Origin of the sequence: Anabaena sp. FACHB-1391 (assembly GCF_014696755.1) — a bacterium.
GTDB lineage: Bacteria > Cyanobacteriota > Cyanobacteriia > Cyanobacteriales > Nostocaceae > Dolichospermum > Dolichospermum planctonicum.
Map to the genome: position 1 here is coordinate 55263 of NZ_JACJQS010000007.1, position 17818 is coordinate 73080.

General features: G+C 35.7%; 17 protein-coding genes and 1 pseudogene. 10 read left to right on the top strand and 8 right to left on the bottom strand.

Annotated elements, in window-relative coordinates; translation table 11 throughout:
* Nucleotides 1-28 precede the first annotated feature (28 nt).
* A pseudogene (locus H6F62_RS20355) lies at nt 29-203 on the bottom strand (amidohydrolase); the annotation flags it as partial.
* Nucleotides 204-716: 513 nt separating this feature from the next.
* On the opposite strand from H6F62_RS20355, the gene H6F62_RS05095 reads away from it, so the two are divergent.
* The 3 genes from H6F62_RS05095 to H6F62_RS05105 all read left to right on the top strand — a co-directional run bounded on the left by H6F62_RS05095 (nt 717) and on the right by H6F62_RS05105 (nt 3890).
* Nucleotides 717-2486, top strand: coding sequence for a hypothetical protein (locus H6F62_RS05095; RefSeq protein ID WP_190371484.1), 1770 nt, complete (start codon nt 717-719; stop codon nt 2484-2486).
* Between the two features lie 173 nt (nt 2487-2659).
* Nucleotides 2660-3430 (top strand): isochorismatase family cysteine hydrolase, encoded by a 771-nt coding sequence (locus H6F62_RS05100; RefSeq protein ID WP_137906247.1) that lies wholly within the window; start codon nt 2660-2662, stop codon nt 3428-3430.
* Between the two features lie 4 nt (nt 3431-3434).
* Nucleotides 3435-3890 carry a cupin domain-containing protein gene (locus H6F62_RS05105; protein WP_137906248.1) on the top strand — a complete coding sequence of 152 codons (456 nt, stop codon included), beginning with the start codon at nt 3435-3437 and terminating at the stop codon, nt 3888-3890.
* 300 nt (nt 3891-4190) lie between these two features.
* Here the strand turns inward: H6F62_RS05105 and H6F62_RS21310 are convergent, their stop codons facing one another.
* The 3 genes from H6F62_RS21310 to H6F62_RS05115 form a co-directional block, all read right to left on the bottom strand.
* Nucleotides 4191-4361, bottom strand: a complete 171-nt coding sequence (locus tag H6F62_RS21310) for a hypothetical protein (RefSeq protein WP_306420152.1) — start codon at nt 4359-4361, stop codon at nt 4191-4193.
* Nucleotides 4355-4588, bottom strand: a complete 234-nt coding sequence (locus tag H6F62_RS21315) for a hypothetical protein (protein WP_306420153.1) — start codon at nt 4586-4588, stop codon at nt 4355-4357. Before H6F62_RS21315 ends, H6F62_RS21310 begins: the two co-directional genes overlap by 7 nt.
* A gap of 194 nt (nt 4589-4782) precedes the next feature.
* Nucleotides 4783-5589, bottom strand: a complete 807-nt coding sequence (locus H6F62_RS05115; RefSeq protein WP_190371485.1) for an SDR family oxidoreductase — start codon at nt 5587-5589, stop codon at nt 4783-4785.
* Between the two features lie 175 nt (nt 5590-5764).
* Here H6F62_RS05115 and corA point away from each other — a divergent pair, with 175 nt between their 5' ends.
* Nucleotides 5765-6916: a magnesium/cobalt transporter CorA gene (gene corA / locus H6F62_RS05120; protein WP_137906250.1), complete on the top strand. Its 1152-nt coding sequence runs from the start codon at nt 5765-5767 to the stop codon at nt 6914-6916.
* Nucleotides 6917-7351: 435 nt separating this feature from the next.
* On the opposite strand, the gene H6F62_RS05125 is transcribed toward corA, so the two are convergent.
* From H6F62_RS05125 to H6F62_RS05135, 3 genes are all read right to left on the bottom strand, one after another.
* A complete protein-coding gene (locus H6F62_RS05125; protein WP_137906251.1) occupies nt 7352-7708 on the bottom strand; it encodes a Rieske (2Fe-2S) protein in 357 nt (118 codons plus the stop codon).
* An 83-nt stretch (nt 7709-7791) separates the two neighbouring features.
* Nucleotides 7792-8847, bottom strand: coding sequence for a tellurite resistance TerB family protein (locus H6F62_RS05130; RefSeq protein WP_137906252.1), 1056 nt, complete (start codon nt 8845-8847; stop codon nt 7792-7794).
* 35 nt (nt 8848-8882) lie between these two features.
* Nucleotides 8883-9287, bottom strand: a complete 405-nt coding sequence (locus H6F62_RS05135; protein WP_137906253.1) for a hypothetical protein — start codon at nt 9285-9287, stop codon at nt 8883-8885.
* Nucleotides 9288-9510: 223 nt separating this feature from the next.
* Between H6F62_RS05135 and H6F62_RS05140 the strand changes: the two genes are divergently transcribed.
* The 4 genes from H6F62_RS05140 to H6F62_RS05155 all read left to right on the top strand — a co-directional run bounded on the left by H6F62_RS05140 (nt 9511) and on the right by H6F62_RS05155 (nt 15336).
* On the top strand, nt 9511-11007 hold the full coding sequence (locus H6F62_RS05140; protein ID WP_137906254.1) for a phospholipid carrier-dependent glycosyltransferase: 1497 nt from the start codon (nt 9511-9513) through the stop codon (nt 11005-11007).
* 304 nt (nt 11008-11311) lie between these two features.
* Entirely contained in the window at nt 11312-13576 is a 2265-nt protein-coding gene (locus tag H6F62_RS05145; protein ID WP_190371486.1) for an ATP-binding protein, read from the top strand.
* Complete coding sequence (locus tag H6F62_RS05150; RefSeq protein ID WP_190371487.1) at nt 13566-14036, top strand: response regulator; 471 nt, start codon at nt 13566-13568, stop codon at nt 14034-14036. Before H6F62_RS05145 ends, H6F62_RS05150 begins: the two co-directional genes overlap by 11 nt.
* A gap of 139 nt (nt 14037-14175) precedes the next feature.
* A complete protein-coding gene (locus H6F62_RS05155; protein ID WP_137906257.1) occupies nt 14176-15336 on the top strand; it encodes a hybrid sensor histidine kinase/response regulator in 1161 nt (386 codons plus the stop codon).
* Between the two features lie 115 nt (nt 15337-15451).
* On the opposite strand, the gene H6F62_RS05160 is transcribed toward H6F62_RS05155, so the two are convergent.
* Nucleotides 15452-16096 (bottom strand): DUF3386 domain-containing protein, encoded by a 645-nt coding sequence (locus H6F62_RS05160; protein ID WP_137906258.1) that lies wholly within the window; start codon nt 16094-16096, stop codon nt 15452-15454.
* 103 nt (nt 16097-16199) lie between these two features.
* On the opposite strand from H6F62_RS05160, the gene H6F62_RS05165 reads away from it, so the two are divergent.
* Together H6F62_RS05165 and H6F62_RS05170 are read left to right on the top strand one after the other, a co-directional pair.
* The gene (locus H6F62_RS05165) at nt 16200-16865 is read left to right on the top strand and encodes a LuxR C-terminal-related transcriptional regulator (protein ID WP_137906259.1); all 666 of its coding nucleotides are present in this window, start codon (nt 16200-16202) and stop codon (nt 16863-16865) included.
* Between the two features lie 105 nt (nt 16866-16970).
* Nucleotides 16971-17801, top strand: a complete 831-nt coding sequence (locus tag H6F62_RS05170; RefSeq protein ID WP_190371488.1) for a metallophosphoesterase — start codon at nt 16971-16973, stop codon at nt 17799-17801.
* Nucleotides 17802-17818 lie beyond the last annotated feature (17 nt).

The following is a 17818-nucleotide window of genomic DNA, read 5'->3' on the forward strand; positions in this document are numbered from 1 at the left end:
TATTTTCGTGGACAAAATGTGGACAAGATTCAGATTGTTTACCAACGGTAGGAGAACCTAATTGAGTTTCTATATTTAAACCTTTTGCACCTCCTAAAGATGCCATTTCTATAGCTTGACATAGCTTGACGAGGTGTAATCTAGTTTTGATAATCTGGTTCTGTAATATTATACAAAATCGTACCAAAAATGCGAAGCGTTTCCTAGTCTAATGAGGTACAAAATTATCTGTGTTTATCTGTGTTTATCTGTGTTTAATTCTAACTTCTTGTACATCACTTGCGTTGTATTTGCTTTGATTTGTATATAAATATTTATATATGAATTGTCTACATATATTTATGGTAAAGAATAAATATAGTATACGTATAGTATATTTATAGCTGTAGCCACTTTAATTTATTAAAATACTTAACATTAATTTACATTTATTTATTAGGAATTTTTTTATTAGTTGTGCTAGGCTGAACAACAGCAATTATTGCTAATGTTTCTTAAATAGGAGAAGAACTTTCTAGGAAATTAATTTTTAACGAGCCTTCTCCATTAGGTTTGTCACCCTACTGATATTTGCCGTTTCAGCTAGGGTGTTAGGTTTTGCAGCATAGAGTTGTAAACTTAATTGATATAAATAATCAATTGAGTTATAGCTATTTTGCTTAAATTTATTGAATGTAATTCTCATTAACAGCAAATAAAAGGAGCTAATTAACGCTATGAGTTTTAATTTGAACTTAAACCCTGTAAGTGACTATGGCTTAATGCCAAATACCAATGAGTTGATGTTTTACGGTAATGGTAATGATTTAATTACTAGTTTCAGTAATACTCAAGCAACAATTGTTGCCGGAGAAGGGAACAATATCATTAATAGTGCAGCAGGTAACGATATAATCTATGCTGGAGCGGGTCAAGACTTCATCAACGCCGGCAATGGTAATAACACCATTTTTACTGGTGGAGGTGTTAACAATGTTATTACTGGTAATGGTAATGATACCATTTATGCTGGTGATAATAATGATATCATTTATACAGGCAATGGTAACGATATCATTTATACAGGTAATGGTAATAACATTATTAATGCAGGTACGGGCAATGATCGGATTGTCCTAGGCAGTGGTCAAGATAAAATCATTCTTGAAGGTGGTAACGGCTCTGTCACGGTGTTTGGGTTTAATATCAACAGCGATAAGGTGAGTTTGGGAGAAAGCTTACTGGGCAAGTCATTACAATTTGTTACTCAAGGTTCAGATACCTTAGTCAAAACTGGTACTGATCTACTGGCGACCCTTAAGGGTGTAGCTAGGAGTTCCCAAGCCTTGTTAAATAAAATACCTCTATATAGGTATAATGTTACTGATTTGGGTTCTTTAAGTACAAATACTAACGGTACAGTGGTAGCCGCCTCCATTAACGACTTTGGGCAAATTGCTGGGCGATATGATACTGGTGCAACGTTTATCAACCAGAACGCCACAACAAATGTTACTCAAACAAATAATGTCCGCCAAGGATTCATTTGGGAAAATGGCTCTCAAACTGCCTTGACTAATACAGGTATAAAAAACGGACAGTCTGATTTTGGCGCCGCCAATGGCGCAACTGTCACTTTGCTGACAACCAATGTTAATACAATTGGCAATTCTGGAATTATTTTGGGAACGGCAGACGAAGTGCGTCAACCCATACCTAAAGCAACAGATCGAGCATTAGTTTGGCAAAAGAATGGTAATAATTACAACTTAACTATCAATGACTTTGGTGGTCTTGAAAGTTACTTATTCGATGCGAACAACTTAAACCAGGTTGTGGGGCGTAATATCCTGTCCTCAGGTCAGGATAAAGCTATTTACTCAGAAAATGGACTGATCCAAGAACTGACAACTTTAGGAGGTGATGGTGGTACTGCACGCGGTATTAATAATAAGGGGCAGATAGTTGGCTACGTAGACAGCGATGACACTCTCAATGATCAGTTTGTGAATACGGCCGTGATTTGGCAAAAAAATACTAGTGGTACTTATACAATGCAAAACCTGGGCACTTTTGGCGCAGAAAAAGCCACTTTACGGGATATCAATGATGCAGGTCATATCATTGGCTCAACCAGTAATGGTTCGGGAGCAACTGCAACGAGTGACGCATTTTTACTGAGAGACGGGAATTTCACAGACCTGGGTAGCCTTGGTGGTAACACTGGTTCAGCTAACGGAATCAATGAATTTGGACAAGTGATTGGAGCTTCCCAACTAGCTTCAGGTATAAACCATGCTTATGTTTGGAATGGCGGCGTGATGAGCGATTTGAATAATTTAATCACTACACCATTAACCTATAACGGTGCAACTGTCACCCTGAATAATGCTGTTAGCATTAATAATTTTGGGGATATTGTTGCAACTGGTACTTATACCTATACTAATAATGAGGGGCAAGCTCAAACGGGAACTCGTTCCTATTTACTGAAAGCGACTTGGTAAAGGATAGGTCATAATTGAATCAGTGAGGTATTTTATGACCTCACTGACCACTTCCTCAAACTTGTGATATTTTTATATTTATGATTTTTTTCTGTAGGGTTATTCGCTAGGTGCAAGATGCGAGTTAACCTAATTTCAAGCTATAAATTAAACAACGATAAGAACTGGCATTTATGAATCTACCCCTTCGGAAATTAGGAGTTCTACCAAATGCTTGGGAAGTAAATCAAACATTTGCGGATATTACCCGTCCCGAAAAGACCCCGCAACCAGTTGTTTTAGCAACAGAAACTAAAACTCTACGCTGCGATTTATCCAAAGCTGCTATCATTGTCATTGATATGCAGAACGATTTTTGTCATCCTGATGGTTGGTTAGCACACATTGGTGTAGATGTCACCCCTGCCCAGCAACCGATTGCACCCCTGCAACAATTATTACCACAAATTCGGGCTGCTGGTGTACCTGTAATTTGGTTAAATTGGGGAAATCGTCACGATTTATTGAATATCAGCGCCGGGTTACTGCACGTATACAACCCCACAGGGGACGGTGTAGGATTAGGTGATGCTTTGCCCAGCAATGGTGCTAAGGTACTAATGAAGGGAAGTTGGTCTGCTGCGGTAGTGGCCGAATTGGAACAACTACCAGAAGATATCCAGGTTGATAAATATCGCATGAGTGGATTTTGGGATACTCCTTTAGATAGTATTTTACGAAATTTGGGTATAACTACAATCTTCTTTGCTGGTGTAAATGCTGATCAGTGTGTTTTATCAACTTTGTCTGATGCCAATTTTTTAGGATATGATTGTATTTTAGTTAAAGATTGTACTGCAACAACTTCACCGGAATATTGTTGGTTAGCAACTTTATATAATGTTCAACAATGTTTCGGTTTTGTCACTGATTCTTCGGCAATTTTGACAGCAATTAATAATTAAGAATATGTACACTACTCGTTGTGTAATTCCAGTCATTAAATCTCCTCAAGATTATCAAGCATATCGTATTAGTCCCCATGACTCTAACCGATTAGCAATTATCTTTGATTCCACAAGCGCTAATACTTCTTTAACTTGTTGTGTGGAAATTTTTGACGTGGGTGGAAAAACACCACCAAACCGTCATGAATGGGCGGTAGAAATGTTTTTTATTCTCAAAGGAGAAGGAATTGTAATTTGTGATGGTAAAAAGGTAAATATCAAGGCTGGAGATAGTTTGTTAGTTCCACCTACAGGGACTCATTTGATTAGAAATACTGGTAAAAATCGTCTCTACGCATTGACAATTATGGTTCCTAATGAGAATTTTTCGGAACTAATTCGCAGTGGGATTCCTGTAGAATTAGATGCTGAAGATATGACTGTTTTAGGAAGATTGGATTCTTTAAAATTTTTCTAGTATTTTTATAGTTTTGGGCGATTTGAGGGTGTAACAACAAAGGTTTTTGCTGATGTTTTGTTACACTCTCAAGTTTAACTTTTTATCGGAAGACTAACCGAGAGAAATAAGACAGAGAAATCAAATGTCGTAGGCATATCCCCACTGAATTTTGCGGTGGTAAAGATAGTTTAGATAATTATCTATATAAACAAGCATCTCAGGATCTCAAAAAAAGAGTTGCAACTGTATTTGTTTTGATTGATGAGCCTGGTTCTCATGTTTTAGCTTACATAGAGAAGCTAATAGCAAGTTTTACTATTAAATAAACAATGCCGGAGAAACATTAAAAAATTCTCCTAAAGTTTTTGCTTGAGCTTTACTAATTGCTCTTTTCCTATTCACAACCTCAGAAACTACACCTTTAGAACCAATAACTCCTACTAAATCAGATTGTTTAATTCCCCTAGCATCCATTAAATGTTCTAACATTGCATGGGGAGATGATGTTTCAATAGGGTAGGTTTAGTTTCAAATTCTTCAATGAGAGTGACTAACAATTGTAGGATAGCAGTTTGTTCGGGTGTACGCTGTTGATCAGCCATTAATTTTTCCACAGTTTCTAATGCTTGATCATATTCTGCTTCGGTGGTGATAACTTTGGGTTGATATTCTACTAATAATTGACTGTAGGTGGTTTTATCTAAGGAAATAGTCATGGTTAACTCCTGTTAAAAGAAAGGATCATTTTTCCATATACCCGACTTCTGAGTATTAATTCATGGTTTGATGAACAAAGGACACAACGGTAATAGAGGTTAAGGGAAGATTGGCGATCGCCAATCTTGTAGATTGATAGGTTGCGCCTATTTTAAGGTCATTATCCTTACCTAATTATTGAAAATTTGCACACTTATAATTCTGAAAATAGTTTTTCCCAATCAATTGTATCCGGTCTATTTCCTTGATTTACTATTTCAAAAACTTTGTTAACAGCACTTTGATGAAATAAACTTTCTACACAAGCTGCGGCTACGTCAATACGACTAGAATCACCTGTAATTATATCCCCTGTTTTGAACACAACGTTTAATTTACCTGCGGTTGTAGCTTTGAGTAAAGTATTGAGATCATAGGATGTATAGGGTCCATCAATTAAACGTCCAGGACGAATGATAGTATAAGGTATTCCTGAATTAATAATTGCTTGTTCTCCTTTTTCTTTAGCATCAAGTACACCAAAAAGATTGAGAATATTAAAAGGAAATTGATGTTTGCGAAGAATACCACAGGAGGAAACAAAGACGAAGCGATTTAAGTTTTTTGGTGCGGATGATATCAGATTTGTTACACCTTGATTATCAACTTTAGTAGGGGTATTTTTAGCTTTATCTTCTAAAAATAGAGGATTGAATAGAGTAATTCCTAATTCAATAATGTTGGGATTTTGATTAAATTCCCATCTGGAAGAAGGAAAAGCGGTAGTTCCTGTACAACAAATAATAGAAGTAATATTTGTCATGGCTGCTGTTAAGCTGTCGGGTTCACGAATATCACCAATCGCAATTTCTACTTGATCATTAAACATTTTGTTGGCTTTTTCTGCATTCCTGGTGAGAATGCGAATGGGTAAGCCTTTTTCTAAAAGTTTACTAACTACGAGTTGTCCGACTCCACCGGTAGAACCGACAACTAAAATGAGATCTTTACTGCTGTTCATACTTTTATTAAGCAATGCTATTTAATCTACAATAATTTTGACTCTAATAGTTTACCATGACTGGAATCTTTTTTGAATAATTCGCCTCACGCCAAGACCCAAAGGTAAGGATTTTACTGTTGACTCCTGTTTTATGTTAAAATTACAATTATCAGTAGCTAGGGAATGAAGATTTATGGTTAACAAAATTCGCCGAGTTTCCAAGATGATCAATAAGTCACACGATAAGGAGTTTTTTCACCAAGCAGGAACTCCACCAGGAACAATCATTGTTGATGAAAATGCTGAACAACCCATTATTTTTTTAATTGACTATAACCAAACTGATCTGATTCGCAAACAAATAAGTTATCCAGAAGAGTGTCTTAACTATTTGGATACAGAATCCGTTTCTTGGGTGGATGTTCAAGGTTTAGGGAATAAAGATATTTTACACCGTTTAGGTCAATCTTTTGATTTACATCCTCTGGTTTTAGAAGATATTGTGAACATGATAGAACGTCCAAAAATTGAGGATTATGAAGATCAATTAGTGATTATTGCCCACATGGTTGTACCTAATAACAATAATGGCAGTTTTTATAGTGAACAAGTAAGTTTAGTTTTAGGGAAATATTATGTATTAACAGTGCAGGAAGAACCTGAACATGATTGTTTTGATGGAGTGAGGATGAGAATTGATAAAGGTAAAGGGATCATTCGTAGACAAGGTAGCGATTATTTAGCTTATTCTTTATTAGATGCCATTATTGATGGATTTTTCCCGGTTTTAGAACTTTATGGTGAACGCATTGATGAGTTAGAGGAAGAAGTAATAGTTAATCCTAATCAAAAAACATTGCAAAAAATATATCAAGTTAGGCGGGAATTATTACAGCTTCGCCGCGCAATTTGGCCTCAAAGAGACGCAATTAATTCTTTAATTAGAGACGGTAGTGAATTAATTAGTGATGATGTGAGAATTTATCTGCGAGACTGTTATGATCATGCAGTCCAAGTTATGGATATAGTGGAAACTTATCGGGAATTAGTAGCTGGATTAATGGATGTCTATTTATCAGCAATTAGTAATAAAATGAATGAAATTATGAAACTACTAACGGTGGTTTCTTCGATTTTTATTCCCTTGACTTTTATTGCAGGGGTATATGGGATGAATTTTAATACCGAAAAATCTCCCCACAATATGCCTGAATTAAATTGGTATTGGGGCTACCCCCTGTGTTTGGGAGCAATGGCGTTAGTTGCGATAAGTTTACTATACTTTTTTTGGCGCCGGGGTTGGTTGACTAATTCCGTTAATTTCCAAAAAGACTTTCACCGCTAGATTTGATAAAAATCCATAAAACTTAATAAAATAGAGACGTTTTAGGGAACATCTCTAAGTAGTGAATGGAATTAAATAACGGGTGCGGCTGTAAATATGAACCACAACAACAAAGCTAACATCAAGACACCGATTTTAACCAGCAGGTATGTATAAGCATGAGGGATAAGAAAATCTTGGGTCGTCATACTCCACCTCTACTTACTAGCGGTTAACTAGTTATTTATTAAATCTATTTTCTTACACTCCCATTATTGCCTAAAAATGGGTGAGAAACAGACTTGAGTTATGTTTCGTTAATATTTCTTAGCTTTATTTTTGATTGTCCTATGGCTTGATTAGCGGGATCTTGGGGTCATATTTTCTGATTCTAGGCTAGAGCGGGCTAGAAGCCCACCCATCTTCATATTTAATTATGCCTACCTATTTATCTATTTATGCGAATGGCACATCAATCAAAATGTTGCCCTCTTCGACGCGGAGGGGAAATACTGGCAGGGTTTTTTCTGGGGAAACCATTGAGAGTAATTTACCCACTACGGGTGGAAATGGACACCAGGTTTTGACTTCACCGTTACCCAAGTCAAAAGCACTACGATGAAAAGGGCAAACTATCGCCCCATTTTCGATTTTCCCGTTTTTTAAGGACATTTTTAAGTGCGGGCAGGTATTATCTACAGCATAAAACTGATTTTCGTGATTTAAAAGTAGGATTTGGCGATCGCCTACTTTTACTACTTCTCGCGCACCAGTAGCCAGTGCATTAGCAGCTAAAACTTGAGTCCAAGCCATGATCTTCTCCTGATTTTGTGATTTTATAAACCCCTTCTTAGTTTCTCGCAATTTTGCTCGGTGCGATCGCCAATCTTGATAATTTAGATTTCCACAAACTCGATAGTTTCTACAAAGTCCAAAATAGTTTTCTTAATTTTCTCAGCTTCTTCCTTCACCGAACCGAGCGTTTCACTATTTAAAAAGCTGCGTTGGCTACTAACTACATACAAACATTCACTATTGACAAAGGACAATAATCCTCTATAGGCATCTAATCTTATGCCATGACCGTTAGTTTCCTGTTGAGAAATAGTTGAACCTTTTGGGATATTTACTAATACATAGTAATATCTTTTTAAAGGATCTTGCCAATATTCTCTATGCTTAACTTCAGCATCTGGTACATTAGAAATAATCGTCTCGGGCAGATATTCATTAACAATAATTTCATGAAGATAGGTTTCATGTCCTTGAGTTCTGATCTCCTTAATCTGTTCTAGAGACAGAGGATAATAATCAATTCTCAATAAAGTTCCCATATCATCCGAAAAACTCACCATTCCTTCTTCTGTTTGAATTTTTCCTCCCTGTTCAAAATCCAGAGGAATAGGAACTGTAAAATTTCCCAAAGGTGACTGATAAAATTGTTCACCAGATTCATTGAATATTATTGATTCAAATTCTTCATCATATTCTTCCTCATCTCCTGTTTGAACTGCGGCAATTACCTCTTGAATAATTTCTTCTGCTTCTTCATCTTCCAATTCTAAAGCTATTTGTAGTTGTTTAAGATAAGTCTTTTTATCAGCAGGAATCATCAAATCTTCAGCATCTAAAAGCATAATCACCCCAGCCGCAAAACCATCTAATACTACCTCCTCAGAAATAGCAGCATTAGCAGCATTAAATAAAGATCCTAATCCAGCATCTTCGGCTAGTTCTATCAGTGTATCCACGGTTTCTAACATTTGTTCTTCTGAGTATTCATCAAAAATCTCAAATTCCCAGAGAATATCAGCTATAATTTCCCCATTTATATCTTCAATGCCTAAATCAACTGCTGTGGTAATTACAGCAATTGCTACTACCGCTTCTTCTGGATTCAATGATGCTGCTATTTTCTCTTTTGATTTGAAAATATAGTCATACTTTGTCATAATGTCTAGCTCCTCAATTAATCTGCTGTTTGTACTTAATTACCTGGTTGGGAAATCCGGGTTTCAATATCTTCTAATGTTCGTAATAATAGACTATTTGCCTGTAATTGCCAACCCCATTTTTGAATTTTAAAAGCTGCTACAGTTCCCCCTATAGCTGCTAGTAAGCCCATGGGTTGATTCAGAGAAATCCCCAACAGCAAACCCAAACCAGCAATTCCCCAAAATGGTAAGGCCACCACTTGTCTTTGCTCCTCTACAATTTCTGCAATTTTGCTAGATGGCATTGTACCTAATAACGCAGCTTTTAGTTGCCGTTGTTCTGCTAATGATAACGATAAACTAATCCGACGGCGGAGTTTTTCCATTTTACGGGCATCAGTGCTATACTCCGTTAGTTCATCTTCTGCCATTTTTAACCATCGTTCTAATTGTGACATAGTAGATTAAATTTTATTGCTGGGCTACAGCTATTATTCTACATTTGAACTCAAATACCAAGGGATGATAAGGAAAAACTTGTTTACTACAATAGCACTTTTTCTCCAGGAAAGAGATTTATCATAGCGGTTCTTCCGCAAACTTGACAAATTTAAAAACATCCTCTAAGTATAATGGTATTGAACTACTGCTATTTCAAAAACCGCCAAAATCACAAATAACATGAACAAAACTTGGTTTCGATTGGGAATTATCGGCATATTTATCTTTTCATTCAGCCTACGTTTTTGGGGATTAAGCCGATTTAATACTTTAGTATTTGATGAAGTGTACTTTGCCAAATTTGGTAATAACTATCTGACCCACACACCATTTTTTAATGCTCACCCTCCCCTCAGTCAATATTTGATTGGCTTGGGTATTTGGATTAGTAATCATATTCCCATAAGCCGAGAACCTGCTGTAAATAGTCTCACAGGTTCTTTATTATCCCCTGGGAGTTATCGCTGGCTAAATGCTCTGACAGGTTCATTTATTCCCGTAGTCGTGACTTTATTAACTTATCAAGTAAGTTATCGTTATCGTTTGGCCTTATTGGCAGGATTCTTTACAGCTTGTGACGGATTATTTTTAGTAGAATCTCGTTATGCTTTAAGTAATATATATATAGTTATTTTTGGTTTACTAGGACAATGGTTATTATTATTAGCATTGCAGAAGCAAAAACAAAAACGTTGGTTTTGGTTGCTGCTTTCGGGGATAAGTTTTGGTGCTTGCGTGGGAACTAAATGGAATGGTTTGTGGTTTCTTGGAGGTGCTTATAGTTTATGGATAGCAGTTTGGATAATTCACTACTTACAGTCTTTTGATTCTACATCTCGTACCCCCTTATTTCCTTATTTACACTTTTTTCGCACCTCCCATAATTCCCAGATTCTTACTAGAAAAACACCATTACAAAACCTGAAAGAAATAAATATTTGGCAGATGTTTTCCTATTTAGGAATTATTCCCGCAGTCGTTTATAGTTTGATTTGGATTCCTCATCTCCAACTTGATCAAAGATATGGATTTATTGAAGTCCATAAACAAATTTTACAATTTCATCTGCAATTAGGTGGTAATAGTCCTAGCGTTCATCCTTATTGTGCTGCATGGTATAAATGGCCATTATTAACCCGGCCAATGGCTTATTATTATCAAACTGCTCAAAGTATTCATGATCCCTTACCTGTATTTGGACCACCTTTACCTGATGGTACTGGTAAGATAATTTATGATGTTCATGCTATGGGTAATCCATTTTTATGGTGGTTTGGTTTAGCTGCTATGATATTTTTAATTGGTATGGTGATGATCAACATGACTATGCCAGGAATAGAAAAAAAGCTAGTATTTATCCCGAAAAATCTCAGCATTGATACTTGGATTGGTCTATTTCTAATTATAAATTATGGAGCTAATTTGCTCCCTTGGGTAAAGGTAACAAGATGTACTTTTATCTATCATTATATGTGTGCCGTAATCTTTACATTCATAGCCATTGCTTGGTTTGTAGATCAATGTTTACTGAGTTATTATCGCACATTGCGGTTTTTAGGTGTAACTATAACTTTTATAATTGTAGTTGCTTTCATTTTCTGGATACCTATTTATCTAGGTTTACCCCTCTCTCCTGATGATTATAGAATGCGGATGTGGTTTAATTCTTGGATTTGATAGAAATACCTAATATGAATTTGCGTGCGGTCTTGCGGTCAATTATTCTGGCAATATTATTCTATTTGGTATTGCTTAATATAACTATACAAATACTGTAGCTTTTATCAGATTAACTTTTACATTTCTTATCTATATATTAGGTTACAAACAGTTAAATTGTGTAAGAATAGAGGACAAGAGCGATTGTACCTATAGACTGTACCACTGTCAAAGGTACTAAATCAAAAAAATTTTTATAGGTGTGAGGAATTTAAATGCAATCTATATATTTTATGCTCCAAAATCATGGAAGGAAGGGTTTATGGATATCAATGTTAAGCAACAGCATATTAATATCACAGGCTCAAAAGAAGCGCAAATACATTTGATTAGTGAAATTCAGCCCCATGGGATTTTGTTAGTCTTACAAGAGCCAGATTTACAAATATTACAAATTAGTCAAAATACTTTTAATACTTTTGGCATATCTCCAGAAGATATGGTACAACAGGAATTAGAAGACTTACTAGATCCTTACCAAATACAGAAAATCAAATTTTGGTTATCAGAAGAAAATTTAGATTTTATTAACCCTACCAAAATTTGGATCAAGAAACAAGGAGATGAATATACAATATTTGATGCCACTTTTTATCGAAATTCTCAAGGATTTTTAATCTTAGAATTAGAACCGACAGCATCTCAAGAGAATATTCCTTTTTTAAGTTTTTATCATTTAACTCAAGCCTCAATTAATCGATTAAAAACAACTAAAAGCCTCCGTGATTTTAGTCAAATTATTGTCCAAGAAATCCGAAAAATAACCGGATTTGACAGAGTCATGTTATATAAATTCTGTGATGATGGACATGGTTCTGTAATTGCTGAAGAAAAAATAGATAGTTTAGAGTCTTATTTAGGATTACATTATCCAGAATCAGATATTCCTCAGCCAGCACGACAATTATTTCTAGAAAATTCCATTAGAGTTATTCCCGATACAAACGTTCAATCATCAGTAGAAATTTTCCCCAAGATTAACCCAGTTAGCGGAAAACCCATTGATTTAACTAATTCCACTCTCAGAAGTGCCGCACCATGTCATATAGAATATTTACATAATATGGGCGTAGGTGCATCTTTGACAATCTCCTTAATTAAGGATCACAAACTTTGGGGTTTAATTGCTTGTCATCATCAATCACCCAAATATATTTCCTACGAATTACGGAAAGCTTGTGAATTTTTAGGAAGAATTATATTTTCAGAAATTTCTGGCAAAGAAGAAACAGAAGATTACAAATATCAGATAAATTTGAAACAAGTTCAATCCCAATTGATTGAATATATGTCTCAAGAACAGAACTTTATTGATGGTTTAGTCAAAAATCAAATAAATCTGCTAGATTTAACTAATGCAGAGGGAGCAGCAGTTTATTTTGGCGGAAAATATACCCTAATTGGTAATACTCCTCCAGCAGAAGAACTGAATTTTTTAGTAGCATGGCTAAAAAATAATGTCAAAGATGAGGTATTTTCCACAAATTCCTTACCTCAGATTTATCCAGATGCGATTAGCTTGAAAAACGTTGCTAGTGGGTTATTAGCTATTCCCATTTCTCAGAAAAATTATCTATTGTGGTTTCGACCAGAAATAATTCAAACTGTCAATTGGGGTGGGAATCCCCATCAAGCTTTTTCAGTTGATGAATCTGAGGGAAATGTCCGGTTGTGTCCGCGTAAATCATTTGATTTATGGAAAGAAATAGTTCAATTAACATCTTTACCCTGGCAAAATGTAGAAATTAAAGCTGCATTGGAATTACGAAAATCCATCATCAATATTGTCCTCCGTCAAGCTGATGAATTAGCCCAATTAGCTGAAAATTTACAACGTTCTAATGCAGAATTGAGAAAATTTGCCTATGTCGCTTCCCATGATTTGCAAGAACCATTAAATCAAGTAGCCAATTATGTGCAACTTTTGGAAATGCGCTATGCAGCAACAATAGACGCAGATGCAAAGGAGTTTATTAGTTATGTTGTCGAAGGAGTCAGTTTAATGCAGACCTTAATTGATGACGTACTCGCATACTCCCAGGTAGATACATTAGGAATTGTTTTTCAAGTCACGGAAGTAGAAACTGCTGTAAATCGGGCTTTGAAGAATTTACGTCAACGGATTACGGAAACTGGTGCAATCATTACCCATGATCCCTTACCCACCGTCATGGCCAATGAAACACAATTAATCCAGCTATTTTTAAACCTCATTGGTAACGCTATTAAGTTCCACAGTAGTCAACCACCAAAAATTCATATTGGTGCGGAAAGATTAGAAGATGAATGGTTATTCTCAATTCAGGATAACGGCATTGGTCTAGATCCGCAATTTAGCGATCGCATTTTTATCATCTTTCAACGTTTACACACCAGAGATGAATATCCCGGTACAGGAATGGGTTTAGCTATTTGTAAAAAAATCATTGAATGTCATCGAGGACGAATCTGGGTAGAGTCACAACTCGGTCAAGGTGCGACTTTTTACTTTACAATTCCCGTCAGAGGTTGTAATCGTGAGCGTTAAAATAGCAGAAACACACAAAATAATCTTTTTAGTGGAGAACAATAAAGCTGATGTTCGTCTCATTCAAGAAGCATTAAAAACCAGTTCATTACCTCATGAAGTAGTTACAGTTAGGGATGGTGTAGAAGCTATAAATTACCTCCGTCAAGAAGGAGAATATGCTAACACACAACGACCTGATTTAATTTTATTAGATTTGAATTTACCCAGAAAAGATGGGAGAGAAGTATTAGCAGAAATTAAATCTGATCCTCGACTAAGACGCATTCCCGTCATAGTATTAACCACTTCAAAAAATGAAGATGACATTTTCGATAGTTACGACTTACACGCTAACTGCTATATTACCAAACCTCGTAATCTGAGTCAGCTATTCGAAATCATCCAGAGTATTGAGGGATTTTGGTTTTCTACCGTGACTTTACCATTAGAATCAAACTATAGCAAGAATGAGGAATAAAAGTCTTTTGCTATATGGCTTTTACCGGAAATTTTGTATATCCGTTGCATAAAGCTATATTTGATATATCTTTTAAAACTTGAAAACTCATCTAACAAAAGTTTATCTTACCCATAACTCATCAGAGTCAAACCAGAAAATGATTACTGCAACTTCCACACTAAAAATCCTATTAATTGAAGATAACTTAGCAGAAGCTAGGTTATTACAAGAGTTTATTAAACTGACAAAATCTCAAAATTTCAGTTTAGTTCATGTTCAAAAACTCCAAGAGGGAATCAACAAATTAAACAACGAAAAATACGACGTAATTTTGTTAGATTTAACTCTTCCCGATAGTCAAGGATTATCTTCCATACCCCAGTTACTCCAGCAAAATCCTAGTAATCCCATCATAGTTCTGACTAACACAAATGATGAAGAATTAGCCATTGAAGCAGTGAAACAGGGAGCGCAAGATTATCTAGTTAAAAGGCACGTAAATCCAGATATATTGGTGCGTTCCTGTAGATATGCTATAGAACGTAAAAAATTTTTAGAACAATTACATCAAGTTAATCAAACATTAGCAAATCAAGTCGAAGAAAGAACCACAGAACTTTTAAAATCCCAAGAAAGTAATCAGCTTAAATCTGAATTTGTTTCCATGCTTTCCCATGATATTCGTAATCCCTTGAATACCATTCTCTTAGCGGCTCGATTACTACAAAAGCGTGATCCAGAATTAACAAATGATGGCAAAATAAATCATTTACAACTTATTAGTTCTGCGATTAAAAATGTCTACAATTTATTAGATGAAGCTTCAATAATTGGTAAATCTCATGCAGGTAAATTATGCTATCAACCACAGATACTGGATTTAGAAAAATTATGCTATGAATTAGTAGAACAATCTCAATTATTTGCTCAAGAAAAACAGTTGAGTTTAATTTTTACCAGTTCTGAACACTGTTTTGAATTTTTGGGAGATGAAACATTATTAAAGCATATTGTCAGTAATTTACTCAATAATGCCATTAAATATTCAAGTATTGGCGGTAGGATTTTATTGGAAATAATTAAACAGGAAAAATCCGTAATTTTGAGATTTCAAGATCAGGGAATTGGGATTATAGAATCAGACCAAAAACAAGTATTTCAACCATTTTATCGAGGAGAAAATGTAGGAATAATTCCTGGTAGTGGTTTAGGATTAACAATTGTCAAACAGTGCGTTGAAGTACACGGAGGTGAGATTACAGTTAATAGTCAAGTGGGAGTTGGTTCAACTTTTACCGTGAGTTTGCCAATAAAATAAATAAAATAGCCAAAACTATGATTTCTTACCATAATTCGGGGATCTGAATAGCTGAATCATGAGATTTTAGGATAGGCAAAATGCCTATCTTAAAAACTTTTAACTATTCAAAAATCTAGCCTAACAACTCAATGTTAGAAAAGATAAAATCTTGAATAGAAAGACTGTTGGCTATTTCCGTGCGAATTTCCCGACGGTTGAGAATATAATAATTACCTACCTTTTCATATTCATCAGTAAAATCGCTTTTTCCACCCTTTTGTGCGCCGGTTTCTGGGTCATGGTACACAGAATTATAAGTATGAGAAAGATATCCTGCCCCTGTATCATGACTGGTAAAGGTGTCAATAGTTACAAAAGTACCGTGAATTAAACGGTGAACGTGGCAAACTTCATTGTTACGCACTTTGTATTTATCTCCTTCTGACTTACCACCAACAAAAATTTCTACTGCGCCAGTTGCGTCCGTGCTACCATATCTAAAAGTATTTGCGCCGTGAGTTTGTGCAAAGGGACGACGCACACGGTGAACAGCGATTTCCCAGGCTTGACCGTGAATGGCTTTTTTAGCCGCTTCGTCCTCGACATTGAGAACTTCAGCTTTGAGACTGGCATCAATTCGGACTTGACCTATGATCACTTGGCCATCATGCTTATAAGTAATATCTGCGGTATAACCAGGGAAATTTTCATCCCAAGTATAACGGTTTTCGTAAGCAGCCTGAAAAAGTTCTTGAGCAGAGATTTGAGTGACTGTCATGGGGAAAAATCCTCTATAGGAAGTGAAAATAGCATTTTATTCTTGCTGGTATTAGCATAGAAGTAATTATCAAGGTTCGCATAGTCCCCAAATGGGTACACTTATGGCTAAAACACTCCACGCCATTTTCCAGGCGATCGCTAATGTCCAAAATGAGCAAGAATTAAAACTAGCTTTAATGGATACCATTGGCGAACATTTTGCGGTTCAACATTGGGGTATTAATCTCCTAGATTACCAGTTAAATACTAAAATCAAGATTCCCGAAATTCCCGCTGTTTGCTTAGAAGCTAATCCCATTGGGCGTTATGTTATGGAACGTCACGCTCCCACCCATGAACAGTTAATTTTATCTCCCGAAGATTGGAAAAATTACTGTTCTCGTCACGAACACGTAATGACTGGCCCGATAGTTTGTGATGGTCAATTAGTGGGGACTTTAAATTTTGCCCGTGACCCCGGAAATCTGCCTTTTGATAGTAATGATTTAGCCGATTTAAGTGCAGTTTGTCTGCATTTGTCCGCTAAAATTGCCACATTACGGGTAAAATCAAAAACCTTTTTATCTGTGGATAATTGTCCCTTAACAGCGCGAGAATTGGAAATTGCCAAACTAGTAGCCCAAGGTTGTACTAATGGCGAAATTGCGGTTAAATTATGGATTACTCAAAATTCTGTTAAACAGGCTTTAAAAAGAATGTTTCGCAAATTAGAAGTTTCTACCCGTGCGGAAATGGTGGCCAAATTAGACCCCCAACTTCTTAAATAATTATTTAATAATTATTAAATAAATCGGGGATCTATAAGGATTGAGAATTGAGTGAATTGTATTTATATTAAGTGATAAACGAAATATAATAAATATTAGTTAGTTATGCACAAGTTATTATCTGGAGCTTTAAGCACAGAAAAATTAGTCGTAAAAATCAAAAATTTACATCCATCCTTAGTAGGATTAAAACTGGTACAGATGTCAGATTTTCATTATGCTGATGGTCTTTTATCAGAGAAAATGTTAACAGAAGCGATCGCAATTAGTAATGCAGCAAAACCAGACCTAGTAATTTTAACTGGTGACTATGTGAACGCAAAAGCAAAACCAATTCATCAATTAGCACCAAAACTGAAAAATCTCCAAAGTCGCCATGGTGTCTATGCTATTCTGGGAAATCATGATATAGCTTTTCCCAGTTCCAAACCAGAAATTACAGATGCTTTAAACAACGTCGGGATTAAAGTGCTTTGGAATCAAATTGCTTACCCCTTGGGAAACAAATTACCCTTAGTAGGATTAGCAGATATTTATTCACGAGAATTTAACCCAGAACCAATCATGAACCAACTCGATTCTACTACACCTTGTATTGTCTTATCCCATAACCCAGATACAGCAGAAATACTGCAAAAATGGCGAGTAGATTTACAATTATCTGGTCATACTCACGGGGGACAAATTGTCATTCCGGGTCTAGGACCAGCAATAATTTACTACACAAAAATATTGAAAAAAATCCCCAAGAAAATTAAGCGCAAACTACCATTTTTACGGAAAACCCATTCCATATTATACCATTGGCAATGGTCAGAAGGTTTACATCAAATAGGAAATAATCAATTATATGTAAATCGGGGTTTAGGAACTTATTTCCCAGGACGGTTATTTTGTCCGCCAGAAGTTACTATTATTACCTTAGATGTCCCTTAATCTATTTCTGGCTTTGG

Excerpts from the sequence above, each read along its gene's own strand:
- H6F62_RS05095 (WP_190371484.1), top strand. The coding sequence starts at position 717 with ATGAGTTTTAATTTGAACTTAAACCCTGTAAGTGACTATGGCTTAATG.
- H6F62_RS21310 (WP_306420152.1), bottom strand. The coding sequence starts at position 4,361 with ATGTTAGAACATTTAATGGATGCTAGGGGAATTAAACAATCTGATTTA.
- H6F62_RS05130 (WP_137906252.1), bottom strand. The coding sequence starts at position 8,847 with ATGACAAAGTATGACTATATTTTCAAATCAAAAGAGAAAATAGCAGCA.
- H6F62_RS05115 (WP_190371485.1), bottom strand. The coding sequence starts at position 5,589 with ATGAACAGCAGTAAAGATCTCATTTTAGTTGTCGGTTCTACCGGTGGA.
- H6F62_RS05105 (WP_137906248.1), top strand. The coding sequence starts at position 3,435 with ATGTACACTACTCGTTGTGTAATTCCAGTCATTAAATCTCCTCAAGAT.
- corA (WP_137906250.1), top strand. The coding sequence starts at position 5,765 with ATGGTTAACAAAATTCGCCGAGTTTCCAAGATGATCAATAAGTCACAC.
- H6F62_RS05140 (WP_137906254.1), top strand. The coding sequence starts at position 9,511 with ATGAACAAAACTTGGTTTCGATTGGGAATTATCGGCATATTTATCTTT.
- H6F62_RS05145 (WP_190371486.1), top strand. The coding sequence starts at position 11,312 with ATGGATATCAATGTTAAGCAACAGCATATTAATATCACAGGCTCAAAA.
- H6F62_RS21315 (WP_306420153.1), bottom strand. The coding sequence starts at position 4,588 with ATGACTATTTCCTTAGATAAAACCACCTACAGTCAATTATTAGTAGAA.
- H6F62_RS05125 (WP_137906251.1), bottom strand. The coding sequence starts at position 7,708 with ATGGCTTGGACTCAAGTTTTAGCTGCTAATGCACTGGCTACTGGTGCG.
- H6F62_RS05170 (WP_190371488.1), top strand. The coding sequence starts at position 16,971 with ATGCACAAGTTATTATCTGGAGCTTTAAGCACAGAAAAATTAGTCGTA.
- H6F62_RS05160 (WP_137906258.1), bottom strand. The coding sequence starts at position 16,096 with ATGACAGTCACTCAAATCTCTGCTCAAGAACTTTTTCAGGCTGCTTAC.
- H6F62_RS05135 (WP_137906253.1), bottom strand. The coding sequence starts at position 9,287 with ATGTCACAATTAGAACGATGGTTAAAAATGGCAGAAGATGAACTAACG.
- H6F62_RS05165 (WP_137906259.1), top strand. The coding sequence starts at position 16,200 with ATGGCTAAAACACTCCACGCCATTTTCCAGGCGATCGCTAATGTCCAA.
- H6F62_RS05155 (WP_137906257.1), top strand. The coding sequence starts at position 14,176 with ATGATTACTGCAACTTCCACACTAAAAATCCTATTAATTGAAGATAAC.
- H6F62_RS05100 (WP_137906247.1), top strand. The coding sequence starts at position 2,660 with ATGAATCTACCCCTTCGGAAATTAGGAGTTCTACCAAATGCTTGGGAA.